Annotated in this window: 23 protein-coding genes; 15 read left to right on the top strand and 8 right to left on the bottom strand. The window is 58.5% G+C overall.

What is annotated here, in order from left to right; translation table 11 throughout:
- Window positions 1-8: 8 nt before the first annotated feature.
- Window positions 9-782: a hypothetical protein gene (locus OOT55_RS02075; protein ID WP_265367507.1), complete on the bottom strand. Its 774-nt coding sequence runs from the start codon at window positions 780-782 to the stop codon at window positions 9-11.
- Between the two features lie 177 nt (window positions 783-959).
- Between OOT55_RS02075 and OOT55_RS02070 the strand changes: the two genes are divergently transcribed.
- The 13 genes from OOT55_RS02070 to OOT55_RS02010 all read left to right on the top strand — a co-directional run bounded on the left by OOT55_RS02070 (window position 960) and on the right by OOT55_RS02010 (window position 16,282).
- A complete protein-coding gene (locus tag OOT55_RS02070; protein WP_265367506.1) occupies window positions 960-2,762 on the top strand; it encodes a protein-disulfide reductase DsbD family protein in 1,803 nt (600 codons plus the stop codon).
- A 307-nt stretch (window positions 2,763-3,069) separates the two neighbouring features.
- A complete protein-coding gene (gene aroQ / locus OOT55_RS02065; RefSeq protein ID WP_265367505.1) occupies window positions 3,070-3,543 on the top strand; it encodes a type II 3-dehydroquinate dehydratase in 474 nt (157 codons plus the stop codon).
- 79 nt (window positions 3,544-3,622) lie between these two features.
- Window positions 3,623-4,081, top strand: a complete 459-nt coding sequence (accB, locus tag OOT55_RS02060) for an acetyl-CoA carboxylase biotin carboxyl carrier protein (RefSeq protein WP_265367504.1) — start codon at window positions 3,623-3,625, stop codon at window positions 4,079-4,081.
- Between the two features lie 23 nt (window positions 4,082-4,104).
- Complete coding sequence (accC, locus tag OOT55_RS02055) at window positions 4,105-5,448, top strand: acetyl-CoA carboxylase biotin carboxylase subunit (protein WP_265367503.1); 1,344 nt, start codon at window positions 4,105-4,107, stop codon at window positions 5,446-5,448.
- Window positions 5,449-5,453: 5 nt separating this feature from the next.
- Window positions 5,454-6,338 carry a 50S ribosomal protein L11 methyltransferase gene (prmA, locus tag OOT55_RS02050; protein WP_265367502.1) on the top strand — a complete coding sequence of 295 codons (885 nt, stop codon included), beginning with the start codon at window positions 5,454-5,456 and terminating at the stop codon, window positions 6,336-6,338.
- Window positions 6,339-6,374: 36 nt separating this feature from the next.
- The gene (locus tag OOT55_RS02045; protein ID WP_265367501.1) at window positions 6,375-7,670 is read left to right on the top strand and encodes a DUF3426 domain-containing protein; all 1,296 of its coding nucleotides are present in this window, start codon (window positions 6,375-6,377) and stop codon (window positions 7,668-7,670) included.
- Between the two features lie 166 nt (window positions 7,671-7,836).
- Entirely contained in the window at window positions 7,837-8,826 is a 990-nt protein-coding gene (gene dusB / locus OOT55_RS02040; RefSeq protein WP_265367500.1) for a tRNA dihydrouridine synthase DusB, read from the top strand.
- 26 nt (window positions 8,827-8,852) lie between these two features.
- Window positions 8,853-9,116 (top strand): DNA-binding transcriptional regulator Fis, encoded by a 264-nt coding sequence (fis, locus tag OOT55_RS02035; RefSeq protein ID WP_265368771.1) that lies wholly within the window; start codon window positions 8,853-8,855, stop codon window positions 9,114-9,116.
- A gap of 99 nt (window positions 9,117-9,215) precedes the next feature.
- A complete protein-coding gene (gene purH / locus OOT55_RS02030; RefSeq protein WP_265367499.1) occupies window positions 9,216-10,790 on the top strand; it encodes a bifunctional phosphoribosylaminoimidazolecarboxamide formyltransferase/IMP cyclohydrolase in 1,575 nt (524 codons plus the stop codon).
- A gap of 9 nt (window positions 10,791-10,799) precedes the next feature.
- Window positions 10,800-12,086 (top strand): phosphoribosylamine--glycine ligase, encoded by a 1,287-nt coding sequence (gene purD, locus OOT55_RS02025; protein WP_265367498.1) that lies wholly within the window; start codon window positions 10,800-10,802, stop codon window positions 12,084-12,086.
- Window positions 12,087-12,232: 146 nt separating this feature from the next.
- A complete protein-coding gene (locus OOT55_RS02020; protein ID WP_265367497.1) occupies window positions 12,233-13,510 on the top strand; it encodes a porin in 1,278 nt (425 codons plus the stop codon).
- An 11-nt stretch (window positions 13,511-13,521) separates the two neighbouring features.
- On the top strand, window positions 13,522-13,950 hold the full coding sequence (locus OOT55_RS02015) for a hypothetical protein (RefSeq protein ID WP_265367496.1): 429 nt from the start codon (window positions 13,522-13,524) through the stop codon (window positions 13,948-13,950).
- Between the two features lie 184 nt (window positions 13,951-14,134).
- Window positions 14,135-16,282: a putative bifunctional diguanylate cyclase/phosphodiesterase gene (locus tag OOT55_RS02010; protein ID WP_265367495.1), complete on the top strand. Its 2,148-nt coding sequence runs from the start codon at window positions 14,135-14,137 to the stop codon at window positions 16,280-16,282.
- 49 nt (window positions 16,283-16,331) lie between these two features.
- Here OOT55_RS02010 and OOT55_RS02005 read toward each other — a convergent pair whose 3' ends face one another.
- The 4 genes from OOT55_RS02005 to OOT55_RS01990 form a co-directional block, all read right to left on the bottom strand.
- A complete protein-coding gene (locus OOT55_RS02005) occupies window positions 16,332-17,138 on the bottom strand; it encodes a hypothetical protein (RefSeq protein ID WP_265367494.1) in 807 nt (268 codons plus the stop codon).
- A 16-nt stretch (window positions 17,139-17,154) separates the two neighbouring features.
- Window positions 17,155-17,730, bottom strand: coding sequence for a hypothetical protein (locus tag OOT55_RS02000; protein ID WP_265367493.1), 576 nt, complete (start codon window positions 17,728-17,730; stop codon window positions 17,155-17,157).
- 158 nt (window positions 17,731-17,888) lie between these two features.
- A complete protein-coding gene (locus OOT55_RS01995) occupies window positions 17,889-19,412 on the bottom strand; it encodes a cellulase family glycosylhydrolase (protein ID WP_265367492.1) in 1,524 nt (507 codons plus the stop codon).
- Between the two features lie 484 nt (window positions 19,413-19,896).
- Entirely contained in the window at window positions 19,897-20,454 is a 558-nt protein-coding gene (locus OOT55_RS01990) for a thioredoxin family protein (RefSeq protein WP_265367491.1), read from the bottom strand.
- 533 nt (window positions 20,455-20,987) lie between these two features.
- On the opposite strand from OOT55_RS01990, the gene uxaC reads away from it, so the two are divergent.
- Together uxaC and OOT55_RS01980 are read left to right on the top strand one after the other, a co-directional pair.
- Entirely contained in the window at window positions 20,988-22,403 is a 1,416-nt protein-coding gene (uxaC, locus tag OOT55_RS01985) for a glucuronate isomerase (RefSeq protein WP_265367490.1), read from the top strand.
- Window positions 22,404-22,484: 81 nt separating this feature from the next.
- A complete protein-coding gene (locus OOT55_RS01980; protein WP_265367489.1) occupies window positions 22,485-23,438 on the top strand; it encodes an AEC family transporter in 954 nt (317 codons plus the stop codon).
- Between the two features lie 4 nt (window positions 23,439-23,442).
- Here OOT55_RS01980 and phoU read toward each other — a convergent pair whose 3' ends face one another.
- The 3 genes from phoU to pstA form a co-directional block, all read right to left on the bottom strand.
- Window positions 23,443-24,165 carry a phosphate signaling complex protein PhoU gene (phoU, locus tag OOT55_RS01975; protein WP_265367488.1) on the bottom strand — a complete coding sequence of 241 codons (723 nt, stop codon included), beginning with the start codon at window positions 24,163-24,165 and terminating at the stop codon, window positions 23,443-23,445.
- A gap of 20 nt (window positions 24,166-24,185) precedes the next feature.
- Window positions 24,186-24,956, bottom strand: coding sequence for a phosphate ABC transporter ATP-binding protein PstB (gene pstB, locus OOT55_RS01970; RefSeq protein ID WP_265368770.1), 771 nt, complete (start codon window positions 24,954-24,956; stop codon window positions 24,186-24,188).
- Window positions 24,957-25,067: 111 nt separating this feature from the next.
- On the bottom strand, window positions 25,068-26,732 hold the full coding sequence (pstA, locus tag OOT55_RS01965; protein WP_265367487.1) for a phosphate ABC transporter permease PstA: 1,665 nt from the start codon (window positions 26,730-26,732) through the stop codon (window positions 25,068-25,070).
- Window position 26,733 lies beyond the last annotated feature (1 nt).

Here is a 26,733-nt window from a genome sequence, read left to right as displayed (position 1 = left end):
CACCGCTTTCACTCCAGCGGTGGCAACAATTCAATTCGCGGGGGGGATCCCAGCTTGATATCACCCCGGAGCAGATAGCCGGGCACGCCATCACGCATCTGTTGGTAAACCCACCGCCCCTCGGCATCGGTACGCGCCACAATGAGCACGAAATCGCCACCGTCCCTGACTCGCCGTGCCAGTTCATGCAACTCGCCCACCAGGCGGTCCGCCCGCTGACGGAGTAGCTCACCATTGAGTTGCACGACCTGTCCATCCTGAGTCAGGGGGGAGGCACTATGCAACCGCTCCTGTTGCCTCTGGATGTCCCCGCGGAAGTCGGCCACCAGAGGATTCCCCGGATCCACGGAGGCCGCAAGATCCAGATAGCCCAGTGCTTGGGAAAAAGCGCTGCGTGCGGCAGCAGAGCGGGCCAGATCGAGATAACGCAGGGCAATGGCCTGAAGCCCGGAGATGGCGCGGGTATTCTCGGGCTCATAGATCAGCACCGCCCGATAGCGATCATGTGCGTTGTCGCCCAGCGGTGACAGTAATCGATCGGCCGACAGCGCCCGATCACCTTCATCCAGCCAGCGCTCGAGACGCTCCTCACGCGTCAGTATCGGCTCCGGCGCGGCTTCAACCGCGGCAGGGGACGGTTGGGGCGCGGTAGGTGTCGGCGCAGGGCTGCTGCACCCGAGCAACAGGGCAAGCCCCGTCATACCGCCCAGCATCCGCCATCGGCACGGCGCCCGACCGGTTGCGGTATGACCCAACTCATGCATGACCTTCGTCTCACTCACAGCAACTCCAGGAGAGCCAGTTGGCAGTTTTTGCGGCCCAAGTCCGTTACACTAGCGGCCCGGATTGATCCGAATTATTGTGGTTTGCCGCAGTCCGACAGAGAGACTGCTTTGGCATAGCGGCCATGATACCCTCTCGCCGCTGAGAACGTCACCTAACCCGGAATCGAATGACCTATGTTGACCCAGCAACCTTCGGCATCCCGACACCGCTTTCTGTCTTTCTGGCGCCTGCTACTCTGGAGCACCCTGCTCTGCGTCTTCAGTCACGGCGCGGCAGCTCAGGACCTGCTGGGCGGTCAATCCCAGAATACCAGCCTGCTGGGGGGCGGCGATGACTTCCTGCCGGTCACCGAGGCTTTTCAACTGGAAACCCGACTGTACGATGGCGAGCTGGTACTTCACTGGGAAGTGGCCCCGGACTACTACCTGTATCGGGAGCGGTTCCGGTTGAGCGCCGATCCCGAGCCGGAGCTGTTTGAACCCCGGTTTAGCGACAACACCGTAAACAAGTACGACGAGTACTTTGAGAAGGACATGGCGGTGTATTACGGCAGCGCCACCATCCGCCTTGCCGTTGCCGACGATGCCCGGCCGTTCACCCTGAGAGTGGAGTCCCAGGGGTGTGCCGATGCGGGGCTGTGTTATCCACCCCATGTTGACTACGTCAACGTGGACCCCGCCAACCAGACCGCCAGCATCGCCGCGGCGCCTCCTGCCAACACACCGGCCAGTACCGAGGGCGGCTCTACCTCTGAGGCCACAACGGCCTGGCTCCCTTATGTTCTGGTGTTGGCACTGCTCGGTGGCATCATTCTGAACCTGATGCCCTGTGTCTTCCCCGTGCTGTCGATCAAGGTGATGAGCCTGGCTCGAGCCGACCGCCAGCGATTGCCGCTGCATGGCTGGGCTTACACCGGGGGGATTGTGGTCAGTTTTGTCGCCTTTGCCGGGGTGCTGCTGGCCGCTCGAGCCGGTGGAGAGGCGATCGGCTGGGGCTTTCAATTACAGTCGCCCCTGCTCATTGCCGCGCTGGTGTACCTGTTCTTTATTCTGGGGCTGAGCCTGTCCGGCCTACTGACCATTGGCACACGCTGGATGGGCGTAGGACAGAAGCTGACCCAGAGCGGCGGCCTGAGCGGCTCCTTTTTTACCGGCGTGCTCGCCGCTATTGTCGCCAGCCCCTGTACCGCCCCTTTTATGGGGGCGGCGCTTGGCTTTGCCCTGACCCAGCCCACGCTGGTGAGCCTGAGCGTGTTTGTGGCGCTGGGTCTGGGGATGGCATTGCCACTGCTGGCCCTGTGCTACCTGCCATCGCTGGTGAACCATCTCCCCAAACCCGGCCCCTGGATGGACAGCCTCAAGCAGTTCCTGGCCTTTCCACTGTACCTTACGGCCATCTGGTTGATCTGGGTGCTCGGACGCCAGGCGGGCCCCAATGCCGTGGCAGCAGTCGGTGTCGGCGCCGTGGCAATTGCTTTTGCCGGCTGGCTGTTGACCCGGCAACCGCGCTCGACTCCGGCCCGATACAGCCAAAAGGCCCTGGTAGCGCTTGCCTGGGTCACCGCTCTGGCACTGCCGTGGCAAACGCTGAACGCCCCCCGCGAAGACTCCCGCTGGGAGCCTTATTCAGCCGCCCGTCTGGACACCCTTCGCCGCGAGGGAACGCCGGTATTTGTCAATCTGACGGCCGACTGGTGTCTGACCTGCCTGGCCAACGAACGGGTCACACTGGACACAGAAGAAGTTGAGCGCGCTTTCGACACCTACGGAATAGCAACCCTCAAAGGCGACTGGACGCATCGAGATCCGGAAATCACCCAATTGCTCGAAGACTACAATCGCAGCGGTGTACCACTCTATCTCTGGTTTCCCGCCAATCATCAGGGCCCGGGGCAGGTTTTACCGCAGATTCTTCGCAAACAAGCACTACTGGAACAGCTCACAAACGGAAAAGATGCACAATTAAGCCAAAATTGACGATGTTAGCGGCAAGATTGCCGACTTTTTGCCATCCTCTGCTATCTTGCCTGTATTGCGCCGGGTTTGTCGCTCAAAATGACCGCTAGCGGATAACGCGCAGAAACCTCAAAGCGGTTTTATGCGCCATAACAAGCCGAACGTCTGGCATCTTGTCGCCATTTGAGGACAATTTAGCAAAAACCCGAATAGACCGTGGACACTGTTGCTTTTTTGCGGCAAACTCGCCCCCATAACGTGCAAACGCCAATTTTTGGGTACCGACACACCGCCCGGTCAAGAAAGTCACGGTCACACAGGATTTTTCATGGCAACCATTCTGGTTCTACATGGCCCCAATCTGAACCTGCTGGGACAGCGCGAGCCCGGCATTTATGGCGCCCAGACCCTGGACACCATCAACCGGACCTTGACCGAACAGGGCCATGCCGCTGGCCACCATGTGTTGACGCTGCAGAGTAATGCGGAGTACGAACTGGTTGAACGCATTCACGATGCGCGCCAGGAGGGGGTGGATTTCATTTTGATCAATCCCGCCGCGTTCACCCACACCAGTGTCGCCCTGCGCGATGCGCTTTTGGGTGTCGCCATTCCCTTTATCGAGGTGCACCTGTCCAATGTGCACGCCCGCGAGCCATTCCGCCAGCACTCCTATTTTTCAGATGTCGCCCAGGGCGTCATCTGCGGTTTTGGCGCACAAAGCTATGAACTGGCCCTGACTGCCGCGCTGCATCATCTGGAGCGCTCCGCGCAAATGGGCAAGCCATCAACATCCGAATAGAAGCATCAATACCCTGACATCGAGCCCGGCGCGCCGGGATCAATTCATCATTCATCCGTTGCTTTAAAGAGAGGCCCCAATGGATATTCGCAAAATTAAAAAACTGATTGAGCTGCTGGAAGAATCCGACATCGGCGAACTGGAAATCAAAGAGGGCGAGGAGTCCGTCCGCATCAGCCGCAACAACCCGAATGCTCAATACTTTACCGCCGCGCCCGCCCAGGCTCCGGCTCCGGCAGCCGCCCCCGCTGCCCCGGCCCCGGCGGCTGACAGCAGCGACGCGGCGCCCGCCGCGCAACACAATGGCCATGTGGTGAAATCGCCCATGGTTGGCACCTTCTACCGCTCCCCCAGCCCCGGCTCCCCGGCGTTTGTGGAAGTGGGCCAGCACGTTAAGGTCGGCGATGTGATCTGCATCGTTGAGGCCATGAAAATGATGAACCAAATCGAAGCGGACAAAGCCGGCGTGGTCGAAGCCATTCTGGTCGACGACGGCGAGCCGGTTGAATTCGACCAACCCCTGGTCACGATTGTATAAATCCAGCACCGAGGATTTGGTTTATGTTTGATAAAGTTTTGATCGCCAACCGCGGCGAGATTGCCCTGCGCATTCTGCGCGCCTGTAAAGAGATGGGCATTAAGACCGTCGCGGTTCACTCTGTCATCGACCGCGACCTGAAGCACGTTCGCCTGGCGGATGAGTCGGTGTGCATCGGGCCCAACCCGTCGCCCCAGAGCTACCTGAACATCCCGGCCATCATCAGTGCGATGGAAGTGACCGACTCCGTGGCGGTACACCCCGGCTACGGCTTTCTGGCCGAAAATGCCGACTTCGCCGAGCAGGTTCAGAAAAGCGGTTTCGTCTTCATTGGCCCGGACCCCGACACCATCCGCATGATGGGTGACAAGGTCGCCGCCATTGCCGCCATGAAAAAGGCCGGCGTGCCGACCGTACCCGGCTCCGATGGCCCGCTGCCCGCCAACGATCGCGAGAAATGCCTGGCCATGGGCAAACAGATCGGCTACCCGGTCATCATCAAGGCCGCCGCCGGTGGCGGTGGTCGCGGGATGCGTGTGGTGCACACCGAAGCCTCGCTGATGAACTCCATCCACATCACCCAGAACGAAGCCAAGTCCGCCTTTGGCGACGATACGGTGTATATGGAGAAGTTCCTGCAGAACCCGCGTCATGTGGAAATCCAGGTGCTGTCCGACGGCCAGGGCAACGCCATACACCTGGGCGACCGCGACTGCTCACTGCAGCGCCGCCACCAGAAGGTGATTGAAGAGGCGCCGGCACCCGGGATCCCTGAAGACGTTCGCCAGTCAACCGCCCAGGCCTGCGTCAACGCCTGTATCAAGATGGGCTACAAAGGTGCCGGTACCTTCGAGTTCCTGTACGAAGACGGCAACTTCTACTTCATCGAGATGAACACCCGTATTCAGGTGGAGCACCCGGTCTCGGAAATGGTCACCGGTATCGACATCATCAAAGAGCAGATTCGCGTCTGTGCGGGCGAGAAACTGTCCATCAAGCAGGAAGATGTGGTGATTCGCGGTCATTCCTTCGAGTGCCGTATCAATGCCGAAGATCCCAAAACCTTCATGCCCTGCCCGGGCAAGGTCAAGAATTTCCATCCGCCGGGCGGTCTGGGCGTGCGCGTGGACTCTCACTTGTACAGTGGCTACTCGGTGCCGCCGAATTACGACTCGATGATCGCCAAGATCATCACCTACGGCGAGACCCGGGAAGAGGCATTGAACCGCATGCGTCACGCCCTGGATGAGACCATCATCGACGGCATTCGCACCAATATCTCGCTGCAGCAGTGGCTGGTCCGGGACGACGAGTTCCGCAAAGGCGGCGTCAACATCCATTACCTGGAGAAAAAGCTGTCCAGCTGACGCCTATGCCCTGGTTGCAACTGAAACTGACCACGGACCGGGATAGCGCCGAGGGGCTGGAAGACCTTCTTCTGGCCAGCGGCGCCGTGTCGGTCACGCTGGAAGACGACGCCGATCAGCCCATTCTGGAGCCCGCCCTGGGGGAAACCCCATTGTGGGATCAGGTGCGTCTGACCGGTCTGTACGATGCCGACATCGACACCCGCACCGTCAGTGAACGGTTGGCCACGGCCTGGAGCCAGCCATTGCCCGAACACCGCTGGGAGCAGCTCGAAGACAAGAACTGGGAGCGGGAGTGGATGAGCCACTACCAGGCCATTCGTTGCGGCGAGCGGCTCTGGATATGCCCCAGTTGGCAGGAACCTCCGGAGCCCGACAAGGTCAACCTGATGCTCGATCCAGGCCTCGCGTTCGGTACCGGCACCCATCCCACAACCTTTCTGTGCCTGCAGTGGCTCGACCAACAGAGGCTCGACGGTCTGGACCTTGTGGACTTCGGTTGTGGCTCCGGCATTCTGGGAGTTGCGGCGCTGCTGCTCGGTGCCGACCGGGTGACGGGAGTGGATATTGATCCCCAGGCGCTTACCGCCACCCGGGACAATGCGGCACGCAACGCGCTGCCAGAAAATGCCATGCCGGTCTATCTGCCCGGACAATGCCCCGAGGTGACGGCCGATATTATGCTGGCCAACATTCTTGCCGGCCCTCTGGTTGAACTTGCGCCACAACTGCAGCGCATGACCCGGCTTGACGGCAAGATCTGCCTTTCCGGCATTCTGGCCAATCAGGCCGACACCGTGATGGAGGCTTATCGCCCCTGGTTTGACTTTGACCCGGTGGCCGAACAAGACGGCTGGGTGAGACTGACCGGCACCAAAATACGCCCGTAACGCCCCCGTTCCGGGTGAGGAGAACACTGAACAATCATGGCCCCGACTAACTTGGTGACCCGCTGCCCGCAATGCGGGACTTCGTTCCGGATCACCCCGGCGCAGTTACAGTCAGCGCGCGGGGCCGTGCGCTGTGGAGCCTGTCTGCATATCTTCAAGGCGCGGGACCATCTGGTGGGTGCCAAGGCGCCAGCGGTCGAGCCGGCTCTGGTGCGCCGCCCAGCCCAAAAACCGACGCAAAACAGACCGACCCCCACCCAAGCGGAACGCAAACCCGCCGCCCCCAAGGCACCCCATGCGCCGAAAGAGGCGCGTCCGCGCGCTGACCAGAAATCCAGGGACACCGGGCTGCGCTTTGACCAGTCGCGAATCGACCAGGAGTCGAGCGCCCTTGATGACGATGACTTTCTGATCAGTGATGATATGGACCAGTCCCGCCCCGAGAGTGAAGACGATCCGTTTGGTGTCGGCGAACAATCCCGCTCGCACAGCACGCATTCCCTGTTCGAGCGAACCCCTCGCCCCGAGGAAGAAGATGCCTCGGAGTCCGGCGACGACACGGATGAGTCCTGGGCCATGAGCCTGCTCGAAGAAGAGGAAGAGCAGACGGCCAGTGTTCGGGTCGAACCGGTCCCAGAGCCCACCTCGGGCGTACCGTCCGACTTTGAGCTGATGGAAGAGCCGGAGCCACCACCACCCGGGGAGCACATCAAGTTCCACCTCGCCAGCAGCGATGCTGAGCAGGTAGAGGACTACCAGGGCGGTGAGCGCATACGCGCCCATGACCCTGAGCGCTCAGCGCTGCTGATGAACATCGACCCCGAACCGGTGGAAATGAACTGGACCCACCGACAAACCCGCCGCCGGCGCTGGCTATGGCCATCGCTGGTCGCACTCGCGGCGGTCGCCCTGATCGTACAGGTCGCCTGGCTGCAGTTCGACCGCTGGAGCCGGGCGGAACCCTACCGAACCCTGTATGCGACCGTATGCCCCCTGGTGGGTTGCCAACTGCCCGAACTGGTCGATCGCCGCCAGATCCGTGCCTACAACCTGGTGGTCCGTAATCACCCCGAGCGGGAAGGTGCCCTGATGGTCGATGCGATTCTGCTCAACACGGCCCGTTTTGATCAACCCTTCCCCGGTCTGGTTCTGGAATTCAGTGACCTCAACGACGAGGTGGTGGCGGCGCGCCAATTCACCCCCGCAGAGTACCTGTCCGGCGAGCTGGCGGGCCGTACCCTGATGCCCAGCAACCAGCCAGTGCACCTGACGCTGGAGCTGGTCGACCCCGGCGCGAGCGCCGTCAACTACCGGGCCTACATTCCTCACTGATCGCCTCCCCACCCTCCTCCGTTTGCCCGGGCGGGGGGGAACCGGTCAAAAAAACATCAATTCGGCCATTTTGCTCGTTCCCAATCCGGGGCCAAACGGGTATCATAGCCAACCTTTTCCGGGGCTGTCGGTTACGGCCATTGAGACCCTCGAACAGGTGAGTCGCGTGTTTCGTATTGGTTCCCATCAAATAGACAGCCAGGTGATTCTCGCGCCCATGGCAGGTGTGACGGATCGTCCTTTTCGGCAGCTCTGTCGGAGACTGGGCGCCGGCCTGGTGGTCTCGGAAATGGTGACTTCGGACGCAAGCCTGTGGAACAGCCGCAAAAGTCGGCTACGTCTGGACCACGCCGGCGAGGCGGAACCAATTTCGGTGCAGATTGCCGGAGGAGAACCGGCCATGATGGCCGATGCCGCCCGGCTCAATGCGGACAATGGTGCCCAGATTATCGACATCAATATGGGCTGCCCCGCCAAGAAAGTGTGCAAAAAGGCCGCCGGCTCCGCGCTACTCAGAGATGAGCCTCTGGTGGCCGATATACTGCAGGCGGTGGTCAGGGCGACCAACCTGCCGGTCACTCTGAAAATTCGCACAGGCTGGGACCGGGACAACCGCAATGCCGTGCGTGTGGCACGCATGGCGGAGGACATCGGCGTTCAGGCCCTGGCCGTACACGGCCGGACTCGCGCCGATCGCTATCAGGGCGAAGCGGAGTACGACACCATTGCCGCGGTCGTGGACGCGGTGACGATCCCGGTATTCGCCAATGGCGATATCGATACTCCGCACAAGGCGCGACAGGTGCTCGACCAGACCGGTGCCGAAGCCGTCATGATCGGTCGGGCCGCCCAGGGGCGCCCCTGGATTTTTCGGGAAATCGATCACTACCTGCGCTTCGGTAGAACGATTCCCGAACCGTCACTGACTGACGTCAGGGACATTCTCAGCAGTCATTTGCGTGACCTCTACGGATTTTATGGCGACTATTTGGGCCCGCGCATCGCTCGCAAGCACCTCGGCTGGTACTTGCAGACGGTACCCGGTAGCGACCCGTTTCGTCAGGCTTTTAACCGTATGGACAACGCACAAGAACAACTCGACAGCGTTCTGAAGTACTTCGAACAGCTGATAGAACAAGAGGATCAAGCGGCATGAACACAGCAGAAAACTTTTTGGCCCCCATGGGCGATACGGGCCACGCCCATACGCTCACACACGGACAGTCCCTGCGCGGCTGTGTGGAACAGGCCATGGAGAACTACTTTCAAAACCTCGACGGCCAGCCCGTCAGCGACGTGTACAACATGGTGATGGCCGAAGTTGAGGCGCCCATGCTGGAAATCGTCCTCAAGTACACCCGTCACAACCAGACCCGCGCCGCGCAGGTGCTTGGCCTGAACCGTGGCACGCTGCGCAAGAAGCTCAAGCAGTACGACCTGCTCTGAGCGAGGCAACCCGAATTCCGAGGGGGTGGCATAAAACCACCCCCTCTGCTTTTGTAACTCACCTGAATTGACATCGGCATTGGGGGAAACTCACCGACCATGACCACCGACCTAGCACCCGTAAATCGTGCGCTGATCAGCGTCTCAGACAAAACCGGCATTGTGGAATTTGCCCAGGCGCTGCACCAGCGCGGTGTGGAAATCCTGTCCACCGGCGGTACCTTCCGCCTGCTCAAGGAAAATGGCATTCCCGCCGTGGAAGTCTCCGACTACACCGGCTTCCCGGAGATGATGGACGGACGGGTCAAAACCCTGCACCCGAAAGTGCACGGTGGCATTCTCGGCCGGCGCGGACAGGACGACGCGGTCATGAGCGAGCACGGCATCCATGCCATCGACATGGTGGTGGTCAACCTCTACCCCTTCGAGCAGACCGTGGCCAAACCCGGCTGCACCCTGGAAGACGCGGTGGAGAACATCGACATTGGTGGCCCCACCATGGTCCGCGCCGCTGCCAAGAACCATGCCCACGTCAACATTGTGGTCAATGCCGGCGACTATGCGCGCATTCTGGCCGAGCTGGATGCCAACGACGGCAAGACCAGTCTGAACCTGCGTTTTGATCTGGCCATCAAGGCCTATGAACACACCGCCGCCTACGACGGCGCCATTGCCAACTATTTTGGTCGCAAAGTCGAGGGGGGCAGCGAGCACTTCCCGCGCACCTTCAACAGCCAGTTCCACAAAACCCAGGAGATGCGCTACGGGGAAAACCCGCACCAGAAGGCGGCCTTCTATGTGGAGAAGAACCCCGCTGAAGCCAGTATCGCCACCGCCAAGCAGTTGCAGGGCAAAGAGCTGTCCTACAACAATGTGGCGGACACCGACGCCGCCCTGGAGTGTGTAAAGAGTTTTGAGCAGCCCGCCTGTGTGATCGTCAAGCACGCCAACCCCTGCGGCGTTGCGACCGCGGCCAACCTGAAAGACGCCTACGACCTGGCCTTTGCCACTGACCCGGAATCCGCTTTTGGCGGCATCATCGCCTTCAACCGCGAGCTGGACGGCGCCACCGCCCAGGCCATCGTCGAGCGTCAGTTTGTCGAAGTGATTATCGCCCCGACCGTATCCAATGAGGCCGTGCAGGTCGTGGCCGCCAAGAAAAACGTCCGCCTGCTGGCCTGCGGCCAGTGGGGCGCCGAGCGCATCGGCGGACTGGATTACAAGCGCGTCAACGGCGGCCTGCTGGTGCAGGATCGCGACAACGGCATGGTGGCCGAGTCGGACCTGAAAGTGGTCACCAAGCGCGCGCCCAGCGAGCAGGAAATCCGCGATCTGCTGTTTGCCTGGAAGGTCGCCAAGTTTGTGAAATCCAACGCGATCGTCTACGCCAAAAACAACCAGACCATCGGTGTCGGCGCCGGCCAGATGAGCCGCGTCAACTCCGCGCGCATCGCCGGCATCAAGGCCGAGCACGCCGGCCTGGAAGTGAAGGGCTCAGTGATGGCCTCGGACGCCTTCTTCCCGTTCCGCGACGGCCTGGACAACGCCGGCGCCGCCGGCATTGCCGCGGTGATCCAGCCCGGCGGCTCCATGCGCGACGAGGAAGTGATCGCCGCCGCCGACGAGCACGACATCGCCATGGTATTCACCGGCATGCGCCATTTCCGTCATTAAGGAGTCAACATGAACCTACTGGTCATCGGCGGCGGCGGACGTGAACACGCCCTCGCCTGGAAGGCGGCCCAGAGCCCCAAGGTCAACAAAGTTTTCGTGGCGCCCGGTAACGCCGGCACGGCCCTGGAAAAAAACCTGGTCAACGTGGATATCGACGTACTGGATTTTCCGTCTCTGGCAGAGTTCGCCCAGCACAATGACGTGGCGCTGACCATCGTCGGCCCCGAAGCGCCGCTGGTGGAAGGCGTGGTGGACTACTTTGCCGAGCGCAACCTGCCCTGCTTCGGCCCCACCAAAGGCGCCGCCCAGTTGGAAGGCTCCAAGGCCTTTACCAAAGACTTCCTGGCCCGCCACCAGATCCCCACCGCGGATTACCAGACCTTCACCGAGGTGGAGCCCGCCCTGGCCTACCTGGAAGAGAAGGGTGCGCCCATCGTGGTCAAGGCCGACGGCCTGGCCGCCGGTAAGGGCGTGATCGTGGCGGAAACCCTGGATCAGGCCCAGGACGCCGTGCGCGACATGCTCTCCGGTAACGCCTTTGGGGATGCCGGTTGCCGCGTGGTGATCGAAGAATTTCTCACCGGCGAAGAAGCCAGCTTTATCGTCATGGTGGACGGTAAAAACATTCTGCCCATGGCCACCAGCCAGGACCACAAGCGGGTGGGTGAAGGCGATACCGGCCCCAATACCGGCGGTATGGGCGCCTACTCCCCGGCCCCGGTGGTCACCCCCGAGGTGCACGAGCGCATCATGCAGCAGGTGATTGTCCCGACCGTGGAAGGCATGGCCGCCGAGGGTAACCCCTACACTGGCTTCCTGTACGCCGGCCTGATGATCACCCCGGACGGTCAGCCGAAAGTGATCGAGTACAACTGCCGTTTCGGCGACCCCGAAACCCAGCCGATCATGCTGCGACTGAAATCCGACCTGGCCGAGCTGTGCCAGATCGCACTCAAAGGCAGACTCGACCAGGCCCATACCGAATGGGACGACCGTGCCGCGGTCGGCGTCGTGCTCGCCGCCGGTGGTTATCCGGGCAGCTATAACAAGGGCGACGAAATCAGCGGTCTCCCTACCGAAGAGACCCCCGGTGAGCGCGTATTCCACGCCGGTACCAAGACCGTCTCCGGTAAAGTCGTCACCAGCGGCGGCCGGGTGTTGTGTGCCACCGCCCTGGGTAATACCGTCAGCGAAGCCCAACAGCGCGCCTACGCCCTGGCCGATCGTATCCACTGGAATGGGGTTTTCTACCGCAAGGATATCGCCTATCGGGCGATTGAGCGGGAGCAGCGCTAACGCCGCCCGCGTACTGAAGCCCGCCCTGGTGGCGGGCCCAATCAACTGGCAGCCGACAGTCTGGATGCTATACTCACCCCAACATACCAGGATGTTCAAGCGCAAGTCCTTCGTTAACCCCTATTGAACACAGACAAAAAGGCGTCATGAATTTCCGCATGTTGCCTGAAACTAATAACATTACCGTCAGTACAAGGCTTTCAATGAAACAACTCCCGGCTATTCGCTTGAGCCACGTGCTACTCATAGTGTCCTTCATCGCGCTTCCTGTCCGCGGCGACGCCACCGCTCCATCCTGGAATATCAATGGTTTCGGCACGCTCGGGGTCGCACACTCCGATGAAGATCAGGCGGATTTCACCACAGGGCTACTCGCCGATGAAGGGGCTGGGTACAGTGATGAATGGAGCCTGAAAGTAGACAGCAAGGTGGGCGTCCAACTGACCGCAAATTTTGCTTCGAAATTCAAAGCCGTCCTTCAGGTGGTCTCGGAACAGGGTCATGATGGCTCCTTTGACCCACAGGTTGAATGGGCCAATGTGAGCTACGACGTTACGCCCGAACTTACCGTTCGCATCGGACGAACGGTGCAGCCATCATTTATGACGTCCGAGTACCGGAAAGTCGGCTATGCCAACCCTAGCGTTCGGCCACCCGCGGAGGTCTACAATCTGGTTCCCGTTACCAACTCCGATGGTATCGACGTTTCTTATCAAAGCCGTTTCAACGAGGTCACCAACACGTTGCATCTGCTTTTCGGAAAGAAGACCACCGACCTGCCCGACGGATTTGAGCTGGAATCGGACGATTCCTTTACCCTGGCGAACACACTGGAGTGGCGAGACACAACGTTATTCGCGGGTTATTCACAGACAGACCTGACCGTGGATGTACTGACGCCCTTCTTTGACGGATTCCGCGCTTTTGGCCCCGAGGGCGAGTACATCGCGGACCGATTTGATCTCGATGACACCACCGTGCGCATTGTCAGTGTCGGCGGACGGTACGATCCCGGCACCTGGTTTATCCTGGGAGAGTGGGCCAACAACAGGTCCCGATCCTTCGTTGGCGAGCACCGGGGCTGGTACCTGACCGGCGGGGTTCGGGTCGCATCATTGACCCCCTATCTGACCTTCGCAGACCAACGAGCCAAAGGTGATTTATCTCATCCGGGTTTGCCTTTTCCGCAGGCCCAGCCTTTAAATGAAACATTGAATCTGCTGCTGTCACAGAACACCTCCGACCAGAGCCGCATTGCAGTCGGTGCACGCTGGGATTTCGCTCCAAGCGTTGCTCTGAAAGTTCAGTACGACCGCATAGACCTGAGACGCGGAACGCGCGGTGTACTATCGAACACGCAGCCCGGCTTTGAGGGAGACGAGCCCGTCTCTGTATTCAGCACCACTGTCGACTTTGTCTTCTAGGTGACTTGCCCATGCCGCTATCTCTCAAAAAGATAATAATGACCGGGCTGTTGAGTACGCTTGGAAACCTCGTCTACGCTGAAGTCGTTGTGGTGGTTCCAAACGAAAGCCCCATACGGGAGCTGACGTTGCTTCAACTGAGCGATATCTACCTCGGGCGTCTCACTCAGCTACCGGGTGGCGGATCCATCCGCCCCATCGACCAGACAGAGCAGACCCCGGCTCACGGTGAATTCTATCAGCAGTACCTCGGACGAACACCGGCACAAATTCGGTCTCATTGGTCCCGTCTGATCTTTACCGGCCGCGGCCAGCCACCCAAATCGGTGAGCAGTGATGCCGATATGGCCAAAGAGTTAAACCGCAACCCCAATACCATTGGCTACATGGCTCCAGAAGCGGTCCCCGATAGCCTGCGCATTCTCACCATAGGGTCGTGACCCTATGACTGAGACTGATCCAGACACCCAAGCTAACGCGGCCTCCAGCAAAAAAACGTCTAAATGGTTGGAAGCCCCCGTATTGATCAGCTCACTCGCGCTACTGGGTTTGAGTCTCATCTGGGCAGCCACCGTCCACCTTACCGACGACGTTATGAGGACCGCGTCCCGGAACACGGCCTCCATGGCAACCGATGTGGCAGACACTTATGAAGCCCAGGTGATTCGCGCCCTTCGCGAAATCGACCAGACACTCAAGTTGGTCCGATACGACACACAGCGTCAGACGCCCGAAGCCGCCATGCACGAACTCAGTGAACGGGACCTTTTGCCTCCAAGTTTACTCTTCTCCATAGCCGTTCTCAGTCCTGAGGGGAGTCTTCTGGCAACCCATGGCAACTTCAGGCTGCAACACCCTGAAGAACACGCCTTCTTTCAGGAAGCGCTCAATGCCAACCAATTGACGCTCAGCCGCCCCATCGATACCGAGGCCGGAACGTTCCTTTATTTTGCCCGAGGTATCGGTAGTGACCAGAATCAAGCCTCCGGCGTTGTCGCACTGGCGGTGCACGCGGATTATTTCGTCAGTGGTTACGATAACGCCACCCTGGGCGATATGGGCGCGCTTGGACTCGTAGCCAGCGACAACCATTTCCGGGTCTACCGCAGTGGAGATGCGATCAGCACTGGCACACCGATGGGCATTTTTATCGGGGAGCTTCCAAAACTTGAAGACCCTTCATTGGCGCCGTTGATGTATCACCCCTGGGACGGAGTCGAACGCTATACAGTGATACGTGAACTGTTTGAATTCCCCCTCTCGGTGTTGGTTGGGCTGTCTCACACTGAAAAGCTGGAACCGGCTCTGGCCACAAAACGCGAGTACTTTTGGCGGGCAACGCTGGCAAGCGTGGCCTTGATGGGTGTTGCTGCCATCCTCGGATTTCTGAGCTGGCGACTGCAACGGACGCGGCAACAAGCCATGCAGGAGCGTGTACTCCACGCACAGAAAGTGGAATACCTGGCTTTTCATGACAGTCTGACTGACTTACCGAACCGGGCATACTTCAGTCGTTTACTGACACAATCAATGCACGAAGCTCGTCGTTACGAACGTCAATTTGCCCTACTCTTTCTGGACCTTGATCGTTTCAAGCACATCAATGATTCTCTCGGTCACGATGCGGGCGATGATCTGTTACAGGAAATTGCTCGACGCCTCTCTCACTCGGTGAGAGAGAGCGACGTGGTAGCGCGCCTCGGTGGCGATGAGTTTGTGGTCTTGCTGCCCAACATTCCCGACCCACAGCAAGTGGCACCGGTCGCTGACAAGATTCTCGTCGCTTGCGGAAAGCCATTCACCCTGGCGGGACAGGAGTTCCGAGTCACCGTCAGTATTGGCATCACCCTCTTCCCGAGAGACGGGAACGACGAACAGACATTGATGAAGAACGCGGACATGGCCATGTACCATGCCAAAGAGCAGGGAAAGAACAATTTTCAGTACTTCTCCGACTCCCTGAACACGGACTCCCTGGAGCGGCTGACTCTGGAATCCAGCTTGCGACACGCCCTGGAGCGTGGCGAATTCCGTCTGTTTTACCAGCCCAAACGCAACATGAAGAGCGGCCAGATTACCGGTGTCGAGGCCCTGCTCCGCTGGCAGCATCCGGAGTTGGGATTGATTCTGCCCATGCAATTCATTCCAGTTGCCGAGGAAAACGGTCTGATTGTTCCCATCGGTCGTTGGGTATTGCGCACCGCGTGCCAACAGAACGTCGAATGGCAAAAGAGCGGCCTATCTCCACTGAACATGGCCATCAATTTATCGGCCCGCCAATTCATCGATGAGAGCTTATTGGATGATATCAAGCAGGCTCTTCAGGACACTGGCATGAGTCCCGAGCTCTTGGAGATCGAGATTACTGAGACCATGGTGATGCGCGACGTAGAGACCACGGTGGACATTCTGAAAGAGCTTAAATCGATGGGCGTCCGTGTCGCGATTGATGACTTTGGAACAGGCTACTCCTCTTTATCCACCTTAAAGCAATTCCCGGTGGATTCCATCAAGATCGACTCCTCTTTTGTCCAGGACCTGACCCGAAGCGTTGAGGATCGAGGCTTGACGGAAGCCATCATTGCCGTTGGCCGGAACCTGAGCCTGAACGTCATCGCAGAGGGAGTGGAGACGTCCGAGCAATACGAATTTCTGAAGGAACAGGCGTGTGATGAGTTTCAGGGGTTTTACGGAAATGCGGCACTGCCCGCAGACGAGTTGAGTCAACTGATCACAAGGTTAAAGGGCATTAGCGCCGAGTCCCCGAAGTAAAAGGATACCCCTGGTCCATAACTCGCTGCACTCGCGATAACGTTTGTCTTCAGGGCAAAACCTCGTAGTCCCGCTGCGCGATCAGCGGCAGCGAAGGCTCGGCGCCGTAGATTTCCACCCGGTAGGTGCCGGGCTCCCACCCCTGGCGGGGACGCACCCAGGCCTCCTGACGCAACCCGGTGTCGTCCGTTAACGGATGGTAGTCAAAGTGGGACAGGCCCGGCTGGTCCTGTCGCGCCCACCGAATGATCACCGACGACTGCTGGTACTCAGTCGGCACCTGGTAGTGCAGGTAGACCGTCCGGTCTTGCGCACTGAAGCGGTTCTGGGCCCGGTAGGGCCGGCCGTCCCGACCTGAGCGGTAGCGGCTGAATATCAGCGCCCCCGGGGTATCCGGGGCGAGCTCCGGAGGGGTTCCCGCCGCCCAGCGGGCGTAAAGTTCTCGCAGATGCTCAACACCCAGTCCCTGCCGGTTTAGCCAGTCAACGGTAATATGAGAGCGCCGTGAAAAGAAGGCCTCGAGCTGTTCCGGGTCGGCCTGTTGAATCAGCGCCAGCGCTTCTTCGCGGGTGAACCCCAGCGCAATCCCCAAACTCAGATCGTCGTGGAGAAGCCGACGCTCTCCCGACGCCGCAACCGATCGACTCGCCTGAGCGTCCTCCCTGGGGGCCTCGACCGGAGCGGTTGCGCTCCGCACCGAGGCCCCGTCTTCCGGTCGCTCCGATATTGACTCAACCGGGACCTTGAGCGGCGGCGTCCCTGCGCGCTCGTCACCGCCCTGATACAAGGCTCGCACCAAACTGAAAGCGCTCACACCAATAAACACGACAGTAACCAAAGTAACCAGTTGTTTCATGGGAAGCGGCTCTGAACTAGTAATTTGCCAAGTAGTCATCCCGTTCGCCAATGCACTCTGCTCGGGAATCATACTTCGTCAAGTAGCTGTAGGAGACACCGTCAGTATTCTGGCCACAGTCATTGTCACCGTACTGAACAGGCCCATAACAACTCGCATAGATGGCCTCGGTGGTCTGCCCGACACAGAGGTTGTAGTAAATCTGTTCACTGGTGTCTTCAACGCTGACGCCACCGCCACCGGAGGAGCCGCTGCCGCAGTCAAAGCCGGCCGCCACGTCACGGGCATAGCTTACCTGAGTTTCATAGTTACCATAGACCTCTTCGGCCTCACTCTGATAACCTTCAGCACAGAGTTCCAGTGCTTGCTGATAATAAGCATCTGCCGCCAGAAACTGGGTCGACACCTGAGTCCCACAAGCGTTGGCCGCATCCCGGTCAGAGGCGGTTACCAACTCCTGAAACGAACAGCTACCACCGCCTGAACTGTCCAGAGTCCGGGTATCTTCTCCTTCATCGTCCTCGGCCACACAGCCGGATATCACCACCAGGGCGAGAACGCCCAGGCTCTTGATCCATCCCCAAGTATTCATTTCAACTGCTCCGCATTGTGTCAGGTTTACAAGCAATTTTATGCGTCACAGCGTCAAATGGCATACCCCATTTGGGTGAAATGTGCCGCTAAATAACAAAAAAAGCCGAGCGCAGCTTATGCGCCCGGCTTTTCAGTGCGAGTTTACGGACGATGCGGTCAGTCGGCCCCACCCACCAGCACATCCACCAGTTCCGGCTCAATAATGGCGCCGCTGTAGCGGTCAAACAGCGCGAAGCCGCCGTTCCCGGCATAGCCGTTGTCCCAGTACACCGGCACCATATTATGCTCCAGAGCCGACTGGGTGATGTATTCATTCCAATAATTACGGTAGGTGCTATGACCCTCGACATTCTGCCGTGAAATCACGCCATACTCGCCCAGGATGACCCCGATGCCCTGATCAACAAAGTTCGTTTGCATCCGTTGGAACTGATCATCCACGTAGGATTCATTGGCCCAAGTTTCGGTGGCATTCGGGTCGGTGGCGATGGAGCCCCACTGGGTAATAGTGCTGTTTTCGTTCAACGTGAAGTTGTAAGGGTCGTAGTAATGCACTTCCATCAGTAGCCTATCATTGACGGTGTCCTCGGGAATCTCAGCGAAGTTCACGGTGTGGTCAATATTGGTGTTGAACCCCTGAACCACCAGATACCGGTCGGCGTTGTTGCCGCCGGTCGCGCGCACCGTATCGACAAAGGTCTGATTGAAGCTGTTCTGGACGGTGTAGTATTCCTCGGTTGGTGTCCCGTAATCCCCTTCGACCATTACCTCATTGGTACCGGCAAACAACAGTCGATGATCGTAGGCTTCAAAGTGCTCGGCGATCTGTGTCCACATGATGGACAGGCGATTGTTCACATACGCCTGATCGGCGTAGGTGGGCTGCATCCAGCCACCGTCCCAATGGATGTTCATGATCACATACAGATCCGCGTCCAGCGCGTAGTTGACCACTTCCTCGACACGCTCCTTCCAGGCTTCCTCGATAACGAAGTTATCGGCATCGGAGAATTGACTCCAGGCTACCGGAACCCGGAGCGTGTCAAACCCAGCCGCTTTTACCGCTTCAATCAACTCCCTGGTAATTTCGGGATTCCCCCAGGCGGTTTCGCCTCCGATGGCGTCCAGAGAATTGCCGACATTCCAGCCCACACCCATCCGCTCGGTCAGTTCCACGGCCGTCGGTCCGTCGGGGTTGCCCACCGAGGAACTGGAGGTGCTCGAAGAGCTGGACGAAACAGAGGTACTGCTACTGATCGAGCTGCTTGATGAGGACTGCGAGCTACTGGACGAGCTCGCCCCACCACAGAGAGCACCGGACAGCTCCGGCACTTCCGCTTCGCCGTTCTGACTCACTTGAAAACCAAATTCGATGGACTGCCCTGGCTGGATCGACTGATTCCAGCCCAGATTGGTCGCGCGGTAGGGATTGGCCCCCTCCAGCTCGGCATTCCACAGATTGGTAATGGTACTGTGCTCATACTCCCAGCTCACCTGCCAGCCATCGATCGCCGAGGTGTCGTTATTGGTCACCTGGATGCTCGCAATGGCGCCTGCGCCCCAATCACTTTGAACCACGTAATCGCATTGAACGGATTGAGCGTGGGTGAGCGGGGCCACCATTAATCCGGTTGCCAACAAAAAAGCGCCACTGATTGTTTTTATCTTTGAAAACGTCATGGGAAATTATCTCCTTTCCGGGTTTTTATGCGAGAAAAGTATCAAGGCATAGTGCACCGCATACCGGACCTGAAATACCCACCAGTCCCTACCGAATACCACTGTGTATGCGGCGTCAGTCTTATACTTCTTCGAGTTTCCGGCCCTGACCCGGGCCAAAGCGTCCACTCACCAAAAAGTATATCGACAGCGCTTCAGGGAAAAATGCAGAACGGCTTGCGGGACGAGAGGGAGATCACAAATTGCAAAGAAGAAAAGGACGCTCAGGCATGAAGTGAAAAGTCACGCGACATTCGCCACAGATGGCGTAGAAACAGGCGGGACCGATGAGTCCTCTCAGAAGGCGGGTTCCTGGCACATAAAACAAAGCCGATTCGGACAACCGGCGAATCCGGCCGTACCCCGCGGATGGAGCAGGAGGGACGACTGACTCATCCCTCCAGACACAAAATTTAACATACGGACTGATTTTCTTATTTGAAAATCAGGTTTTCCATTTGATATTGCAACCCAGACTGGGACGCTGCTGATCCTCGGGGGGATGCTCACCTCTGGCGACCAATTCAGCCGCCGCCAGCAGGTCTTTCCCGGTCACCGGAATATCGTTACCCGGACGGCTGTCATCCAGTTGACCCCGATAAACCAGTCGCTTGTTCCGGTCAAACAGGTAGAAATCCGGGGTACAGGCCGCATCAAAGGATTTGGCCACCCGCTGGGTTTCGTCATAGAGGTATGGGAACGCCAGCTTGTACTCCTTGGCAAATTGAGCCATTTTTTGCGGAGAATCCGCCGGGTACTCCTTCACATCGTTGGAGCTGATGGCGATACAGCGGATACCCATTTCATTGAGCCGATCATTGAGTGTTTCCAGGAACGGCGCTATATGCAGGACAAAGGGGCAGTGATTGCAGATAAACATCACTACCAGTCCGTTATCCCCCATGCGCTGGCTCAGTTTCCAGGTTTCCCCGGCGGGATCGGGCAAGGTGCTATCGGGCAGTTCAGTGCCCAGAGGAAGCATGTTGGAAGGGGTACGGGCCATAATTCGACTCTCCTGTTAAGCACCTATCCCGCAGGATAGGCGGGACAGCGGACACTTGGATGGTTAACTTTCCATTGTATACCTCGCAGCGGCCCCTGTTAAAGCGGGCAACGAAGATCATCTCAGGATGGGCCGGAAACCGGACAGACGGTACAAGAATCTCGCTATCGGCGAAATAGCGCCGCTTTATTTCACGATGACCATAACATTGATATAATTGGCCTCTATTGTTAGCAGGCACTTACAGCCCCGCATCCCCCCGAACAATGACTGTTTATATTTGCTTACTCAGGAGGTAAACTGGCGCTGATCCGCATCATAAGCGGCGCCGGGCCCACTGGGTGATCCCGGGACAAAACGCGATGGACACCATCGCACAATAATCAACCCTGGCAGTAAACACGCAGTACAGCGCAATTTGGGGCCGGATTCCGGTTCTCGCTGTGGGCGCTGCCTAAACCGACTGCACAACCGACATTGGGGTCTGCCCGGCCTCCGGTGACGGCTTTTGTGTGTTGAGAGGAATTGTGAGAATGACTTTTATCCACGACGATTTTTTGCTCGACACCGAGCAGGCCAAGGCGTTGTACCACGATTACGCCAAAGACATGCCGATCATTGACTACCACTGTCACCTTCCCCCGGATCAGATCGGCGAAAACAAACAGTTCAGGAACCTGTCCGAGGTCTGGCTCGCCGGTGACCATTACAAATGGCGAGCGATGCGCTCCAATGGTGTCAGTGAAAAGTACTGCACCGGTAACGCCAGCGACTGGGAGAAGTTTCAGGCCTGGGCCGAAACTGTACCGAACACCCTGCGCAACCCGCTGTATCACTGGACCCACCTGGAACTGAAGAAGCCCTTCGGCATCACCGACAAGCTGCTCAGCGGCGAGAATGCCCGCGAGGTGTGGGACCAGTGTAACGAACTGCTGGCGACGCCGGAATTCAGTGCCAAGGGCCTGATCACCCAGGCCAATGTTAAGGTCATCTGCACCACCGATGACCCGACCCATGACCTGCGCCATCACCAGTCCATTGCCGCAGACAGCAATTTCAACACCAATGTGCTGCCCACCTGGCGCCCGGACAAGGCCATGGCCGCCGAAGACACCCAGAGTTACAATACCTATCTGGACCGGCTGGGCGAAGTGGCTGACGTGCAGATCAATAATTACGACGATCTGATGACCGCCCTGCAAAAGCGCCATGATTTCTTCCATGAACAAGGGTGTCGGCTGTCCGATCACGGGCTGGAAACCGTCCACGCCGAAGATTATACTGACGCCGAAATCAAAGCGATTTTCGCCAAAGTGCGCGGCGGCAAGGACCTCGACCAGACCGAGCTGGACAAGTTCTACTCGGCCATGCTGGTGGAGTTCGCCCGTCAGGATCACGAAAAAGGCTGGGTCCAGCAGTATCACATCGGGGCAATTCGCAACAATAACCCGCGCCTGTTCCGCGACCTGGGGCCGGATACCGGTTTCGACTCGATTGGCGACCACAACTACGCCAAGCCGCTGTCGAAATTCCTCGGCCGTCTGGACAACGACGACCGTCTGGCCAAAACCATTCTGTACAACCTGAACCCGCGCGATAATGAGATGATCGCCACCATGATCGGCAACTTCCAGGATGGTTCCTCCGCTGGAAAGATGCAGTTTGGCAGTGGTTGGTGGTTCCTGGACCAGCTCGATGGGATGAAGCGGCAGATTGAGGCCCTGAGTCAGTTGGGGCTGTTGAGCCGTTTTGTCGGGATGTTGACCGATAGCCGCAGTTTCCTGAGCTATTCCCGCCACGAATATTTCCGGCGTCTGCTGTGCCGCATTCTCGGCCACGATATGGCCGCCGGTACGGTGCCCAACGACCTGAAAATGGTGGGCGGTATGATCCAGGATATCAGTTTCAACAACGCGAAAGACTACTTCCCGTTTGACGTCCCGAAGTGAGCCAGTCGGGGAGATAGCGTGGTAGTCTTTAAAGCCCGGCACCCCTGTCGGGCTTTGTCGCTCTCAACCCGGTGAGTGCACTTGGACAGCACCAATCTGCTATCGACATTTCTGTTCTCCCTCTCGGTCACGACACCGATTTTTCTGATGGTGATTCTTGGTGCGACCTTGCGCCGCATCGGCATGATTGATGAAACCTTCATCAACACGGCATCACGTCTGGTGTTTGCGGTGGGCCTGCCGGTCCTGCTGTTTTTCAGTAGCGCAACTACCGATTTCGGCGCCACTGCCGACGGTCGAATTCTGTTCGCGGTGGTGGCCGGGGCGGTCATCATTTTCCTGTTGAGCCTGCTGACCGCCGATGGCTTTGTGCGTGACCGGCGGGACCGCGGCGTTCTGGCCCAGGCGGCATTCCGGGGCAACCTGGTAATCATCGGTCTGGCTTACTGCGCCAATGCTTACGGAGAAAGTGGCGTGGCCATGGCCGCCCTACCCATCGCCATTACGATTGTGCTCTATAACGTGCTTTCGGTGATTGCACTGAACCGGGATCTGGACAGCCGCCGGGGCATGCGGGGCGTGTTTTCGGGTGTGGTGCGTAACCCATTGATCATCGGTATTGTCGCCGGGCTGTTTTACGGATGGATTCAGGGGCCCATGCCGGAGCCAGCTCAGCGCGCGGGGCGCTATCTGGGAGAAATGAGCCTGCCGCTGGCTCTGCTCTGTGTAGGAGGCGCTCTGGACCTGAAGTCCTTACGGCAAGTGGGCGGCGGCGCCCTGGCGGCCACCACCTGGAAGCTGATTGTTTCACCTCTGGTCGGTGTCTTGCTCGCGTTGGCGCTGGGCTTGGACGGACAGGCGTTGGCCGTGGTCTTTCTACTGGCCGCATCGCCCACGGCCACCGCCAGTTTTGTCATGGTGCGAGCGATGGGCGGCAATGCCTCGTTGGCCGCCACCATGATCGTCCAGTCCACCGTGTTCGGGTTGGTGACGGTCACGCTGGGCCTGTGGGTGCTTCAGGCCCTGACCGCCTGAGGGACTATTCGTGGTCGTCCTGGATCTGTTCCTGAATCTCGTCATAGGATTCGTGGCGCACATCTTCACCCTTCACCAGATACACCACATACTGCGCCAGGTTGCGGGCGTGATCACCAATCCGCTCCAAAGCCCGCAGACTCCACATGATGTTCAGGGCACGGGAAATGTTACGCGGATCCTCCATCATGAAAGTGAGCATTTCACGCATGGCGGAGTTGTATTCCATATCCACAGTGTTATCCGTTTCCACCACCCTCAGTGCCAGATCAAGATCCAGTCGGGCGAACGCATCCAGAGCGTCGCTCAGCATCCGCGAAACGTTACCACCGATATGGCGGACTTCCACGTAGCCGCGGGGTGTAGAGCCGTCTCCACTCAAGGCGATAGCCTGCCTGGCGATCTTGCTCGCTTCATCACCGACCCGCTCCAGATCGGTAATGGCCTTGGTGACCGCAATCACCAGTCGCAGATCACTGGCGGCCGGCTGGCGACGCGCCAGAATACGCACGCAATCCTCGTCGATATCCAGTTCCATATCATTGACGTCATCATCTTCCCGAACCACCCGCTCGGCAGTCTCGGCATCGGCATCGATCAGTGCCTGAATCGCGTCGTTTACCTGACGTTGGGCCAACCCACCCATCTCTGAGAGCTTGGTCTTGATTTCATCCAACTCCAGATTGTACTGCTGGGAGATATGATGGGTATGAGATTTGATATCCATGACCATGATGGGTGCTCCTCCTAGCCGTACCGGCCGGTAATATAGTCTTCGGTTTGCTTGTTGGTCGGGTTGGTGAACAGCGAATCGGTGTCACCGAACTCGATCAGATCGCCCATATACATGAATGCAGTATAGTCCGAAACCCGGGCGGCCTGTTGCATGTTGTGGGTCACAATCACAATGGTGTACTGATCCTTGAGCTCGTAAATCAGCTCTTCGATCTTGAGCGTCGAAATGGGGTCCAGCGCCGAAGCCGGCTCATCCAGCAGGATCACTTCCGGCTCGATAGCAATGGCCCGGGCAATCACCAGGCGCTGCTGCTGACCACCGGACAGGCCAAAGGCGTTGTCGTGCAGCCGGTCTTTGACTTCTTCCCACAGGGCTGCACCACGCAGGGACTTTTCCACCACTTCGTCCAATACCCGGCGGGATTTCACGCCCTGCAACCGCAGACCGTACGCCACATTTTCATAAATGGATTTCGGGAAGGGATTCGGCTTCTGGAACACCATGCCCACCTGGCGACGCAACTCGGCAACATCGACGTTTTTGTCGTACATATTGTTACCATCCATGAGGATTTCGCCCTCAATACGACAGATATCCACCAGATCATTCATCCGGTTGAAGCAGCGCAGGAGCGTCGACTTACCACAGCCTGACGGCCCGATGAAAGCGGTCACTTTCTTTTCGGGAATTTTCAGGTTGATGTCCTTCAGGGCACGGTTATCCCCATAGTACAAATTCAGGTTATTGACCTCGAGCTTGATGGTCTCGTCTTCGAATGCCATGGCATTACCCTGTGTCTGAGGGCGGGGCGCGCCCACGTGTGCTTGTTGGTCGGGTGCCGTTGATGACCCGCTTTGCTTGATAGTGTCTTCTAACATGCTAGGCTCCCGCGATCAATCGGAGGCGCTGCGATACTTTTCGCGCAGCGTGTTGCGAATTTTGATGGCTGTCAGGTTCAGTATGACGATCAGCAACACCAGCGTCAGCGCCGTCGCGTAAACCAGCGGACGAGCGGCTTCGACGTTCGGACTCTGGAACCCGACATCGTAAATATGGAACCCGAGGTGCATGATTTTCTGATCCAGGTGCAGGTACGGGTAGTTGCCGTCAATAGGCAGGCTCGGCGCCAGTTTGACGACACCGACGAGCATCAAGGGTGCCACCTCACCGGCGGCACGGGCGATGGCCAGAATCAGCCCGGTCATCATGCCCGGTGTGGCCAGAGGCACCACCACCTTCCACAGGGTTTCCGACTTGGTTGCTCCCAGGGCCAGGCTACCCTGGCGAATGGTGCTGGGAATACGCGCCAACCCCTCTTCAGTGGAGACAATCACCACCGGTAAAGTCAGCAGCGCCAGGGTCAGAGACGCCCAGAACAAACCCGGCGTACCAAAGGTCGGGGCCGGTAAGGATGCGGGGAAGAACAACTCATCAATATTGCCCCCCAGGAAGTAGACAAAGAAGCCCAGACCGAAGACCCCGTAAACAATCGAGGGCACACCGGCCAGGTTGTACACCGAAATACGGATCAGCTTCAGCACGGTACCCTGGCGAGCGTACTCCCGCAGATAAATGGCGGCCAGAACGCCCAGCGGGGTAACCATGATCGACATCACTATCACCATGGTGACAGTGCCGAAAATCGCCGGAAAAATACCGCCCTCGGTATTGGCTTCGCGGGGCTCTTCGGTCAGGAATTCCCAGAACCGGTCCATGTAGTGTGCCAGCTTGCCAAACACCCCCAGTTGATTGGAACGGGTCACGCGCACGATGTTGTGCAGATGAATGGTTTTCTCCTGCCCGTTCACGGTCTCGACATCAAAGCTGTCCCGCTCGATCTGCTCATAGATCGCGTCGCGTTCCGCCTTGATCCGGCGGTATTCCTCATTCAACGCCTCACGTTCAACTGCAAACTGTTCTTCCGCCTCGGCCACCTCTTCCGGGGGGGCGCCCCGCAACTCAAGACGGCGGCGCTCGAGGCGCAGACGCTCCAATTTGTGGTTGATGCTACCAATCTCTACTTTCTCTTTGCGGCGAATCTCTTTATGCAGCTCAACACTGCGTTCGACTCGGGCTTCCACTTCAGTCCAGAAATGGGCGTCACCCAGCTGACTGATCACCTCGCCGTGCTCTCGCAATGCCACCGGAAAGCCATAGAAGTTACCCCACTCGCGGCGCTCGACCACAATGGCGTTCTCCGGATAGTGCCACTCGCCCATGCCCACATCCAGATACCACTGGAAATCGCTACCGAGGTCGCGATTTCCCTGCTTGATCAGGTAACGGGTGACCAGAGGTACATCTTCGCTGACCGTATAGCCGTTGGTGCGAGCCACTCGTGCGGGAATCACTTCTTTACGCACCAGTTCTCCCAACACTTCCTGCCGCTTGCCGTCGCGATCCAGCACCGACATCTGTACCAGGTCAGCGGGCCAGAAATGGCCAAAACCTCGAACGGCAATCAGCCCCAACAAGCCCACCACCATAATCATACACAGCGCCACGGCACCGCCGTTCAGCCATACCCAGGGGGCACCACTTTTAAACCAGGCTTTCATC

This window comes from Marinimicrobium sp. C6131 (assembly GCF_026153455.1).
GTDB lineage: Bacteria > Pseudomonadota > Gammaproteobacteria > Pseudomonadales > Cellvibrionaceae > Marinimicrobium.
This window is presented reverse-complemented; position numbering and strand designations above follow the sequence as displayed.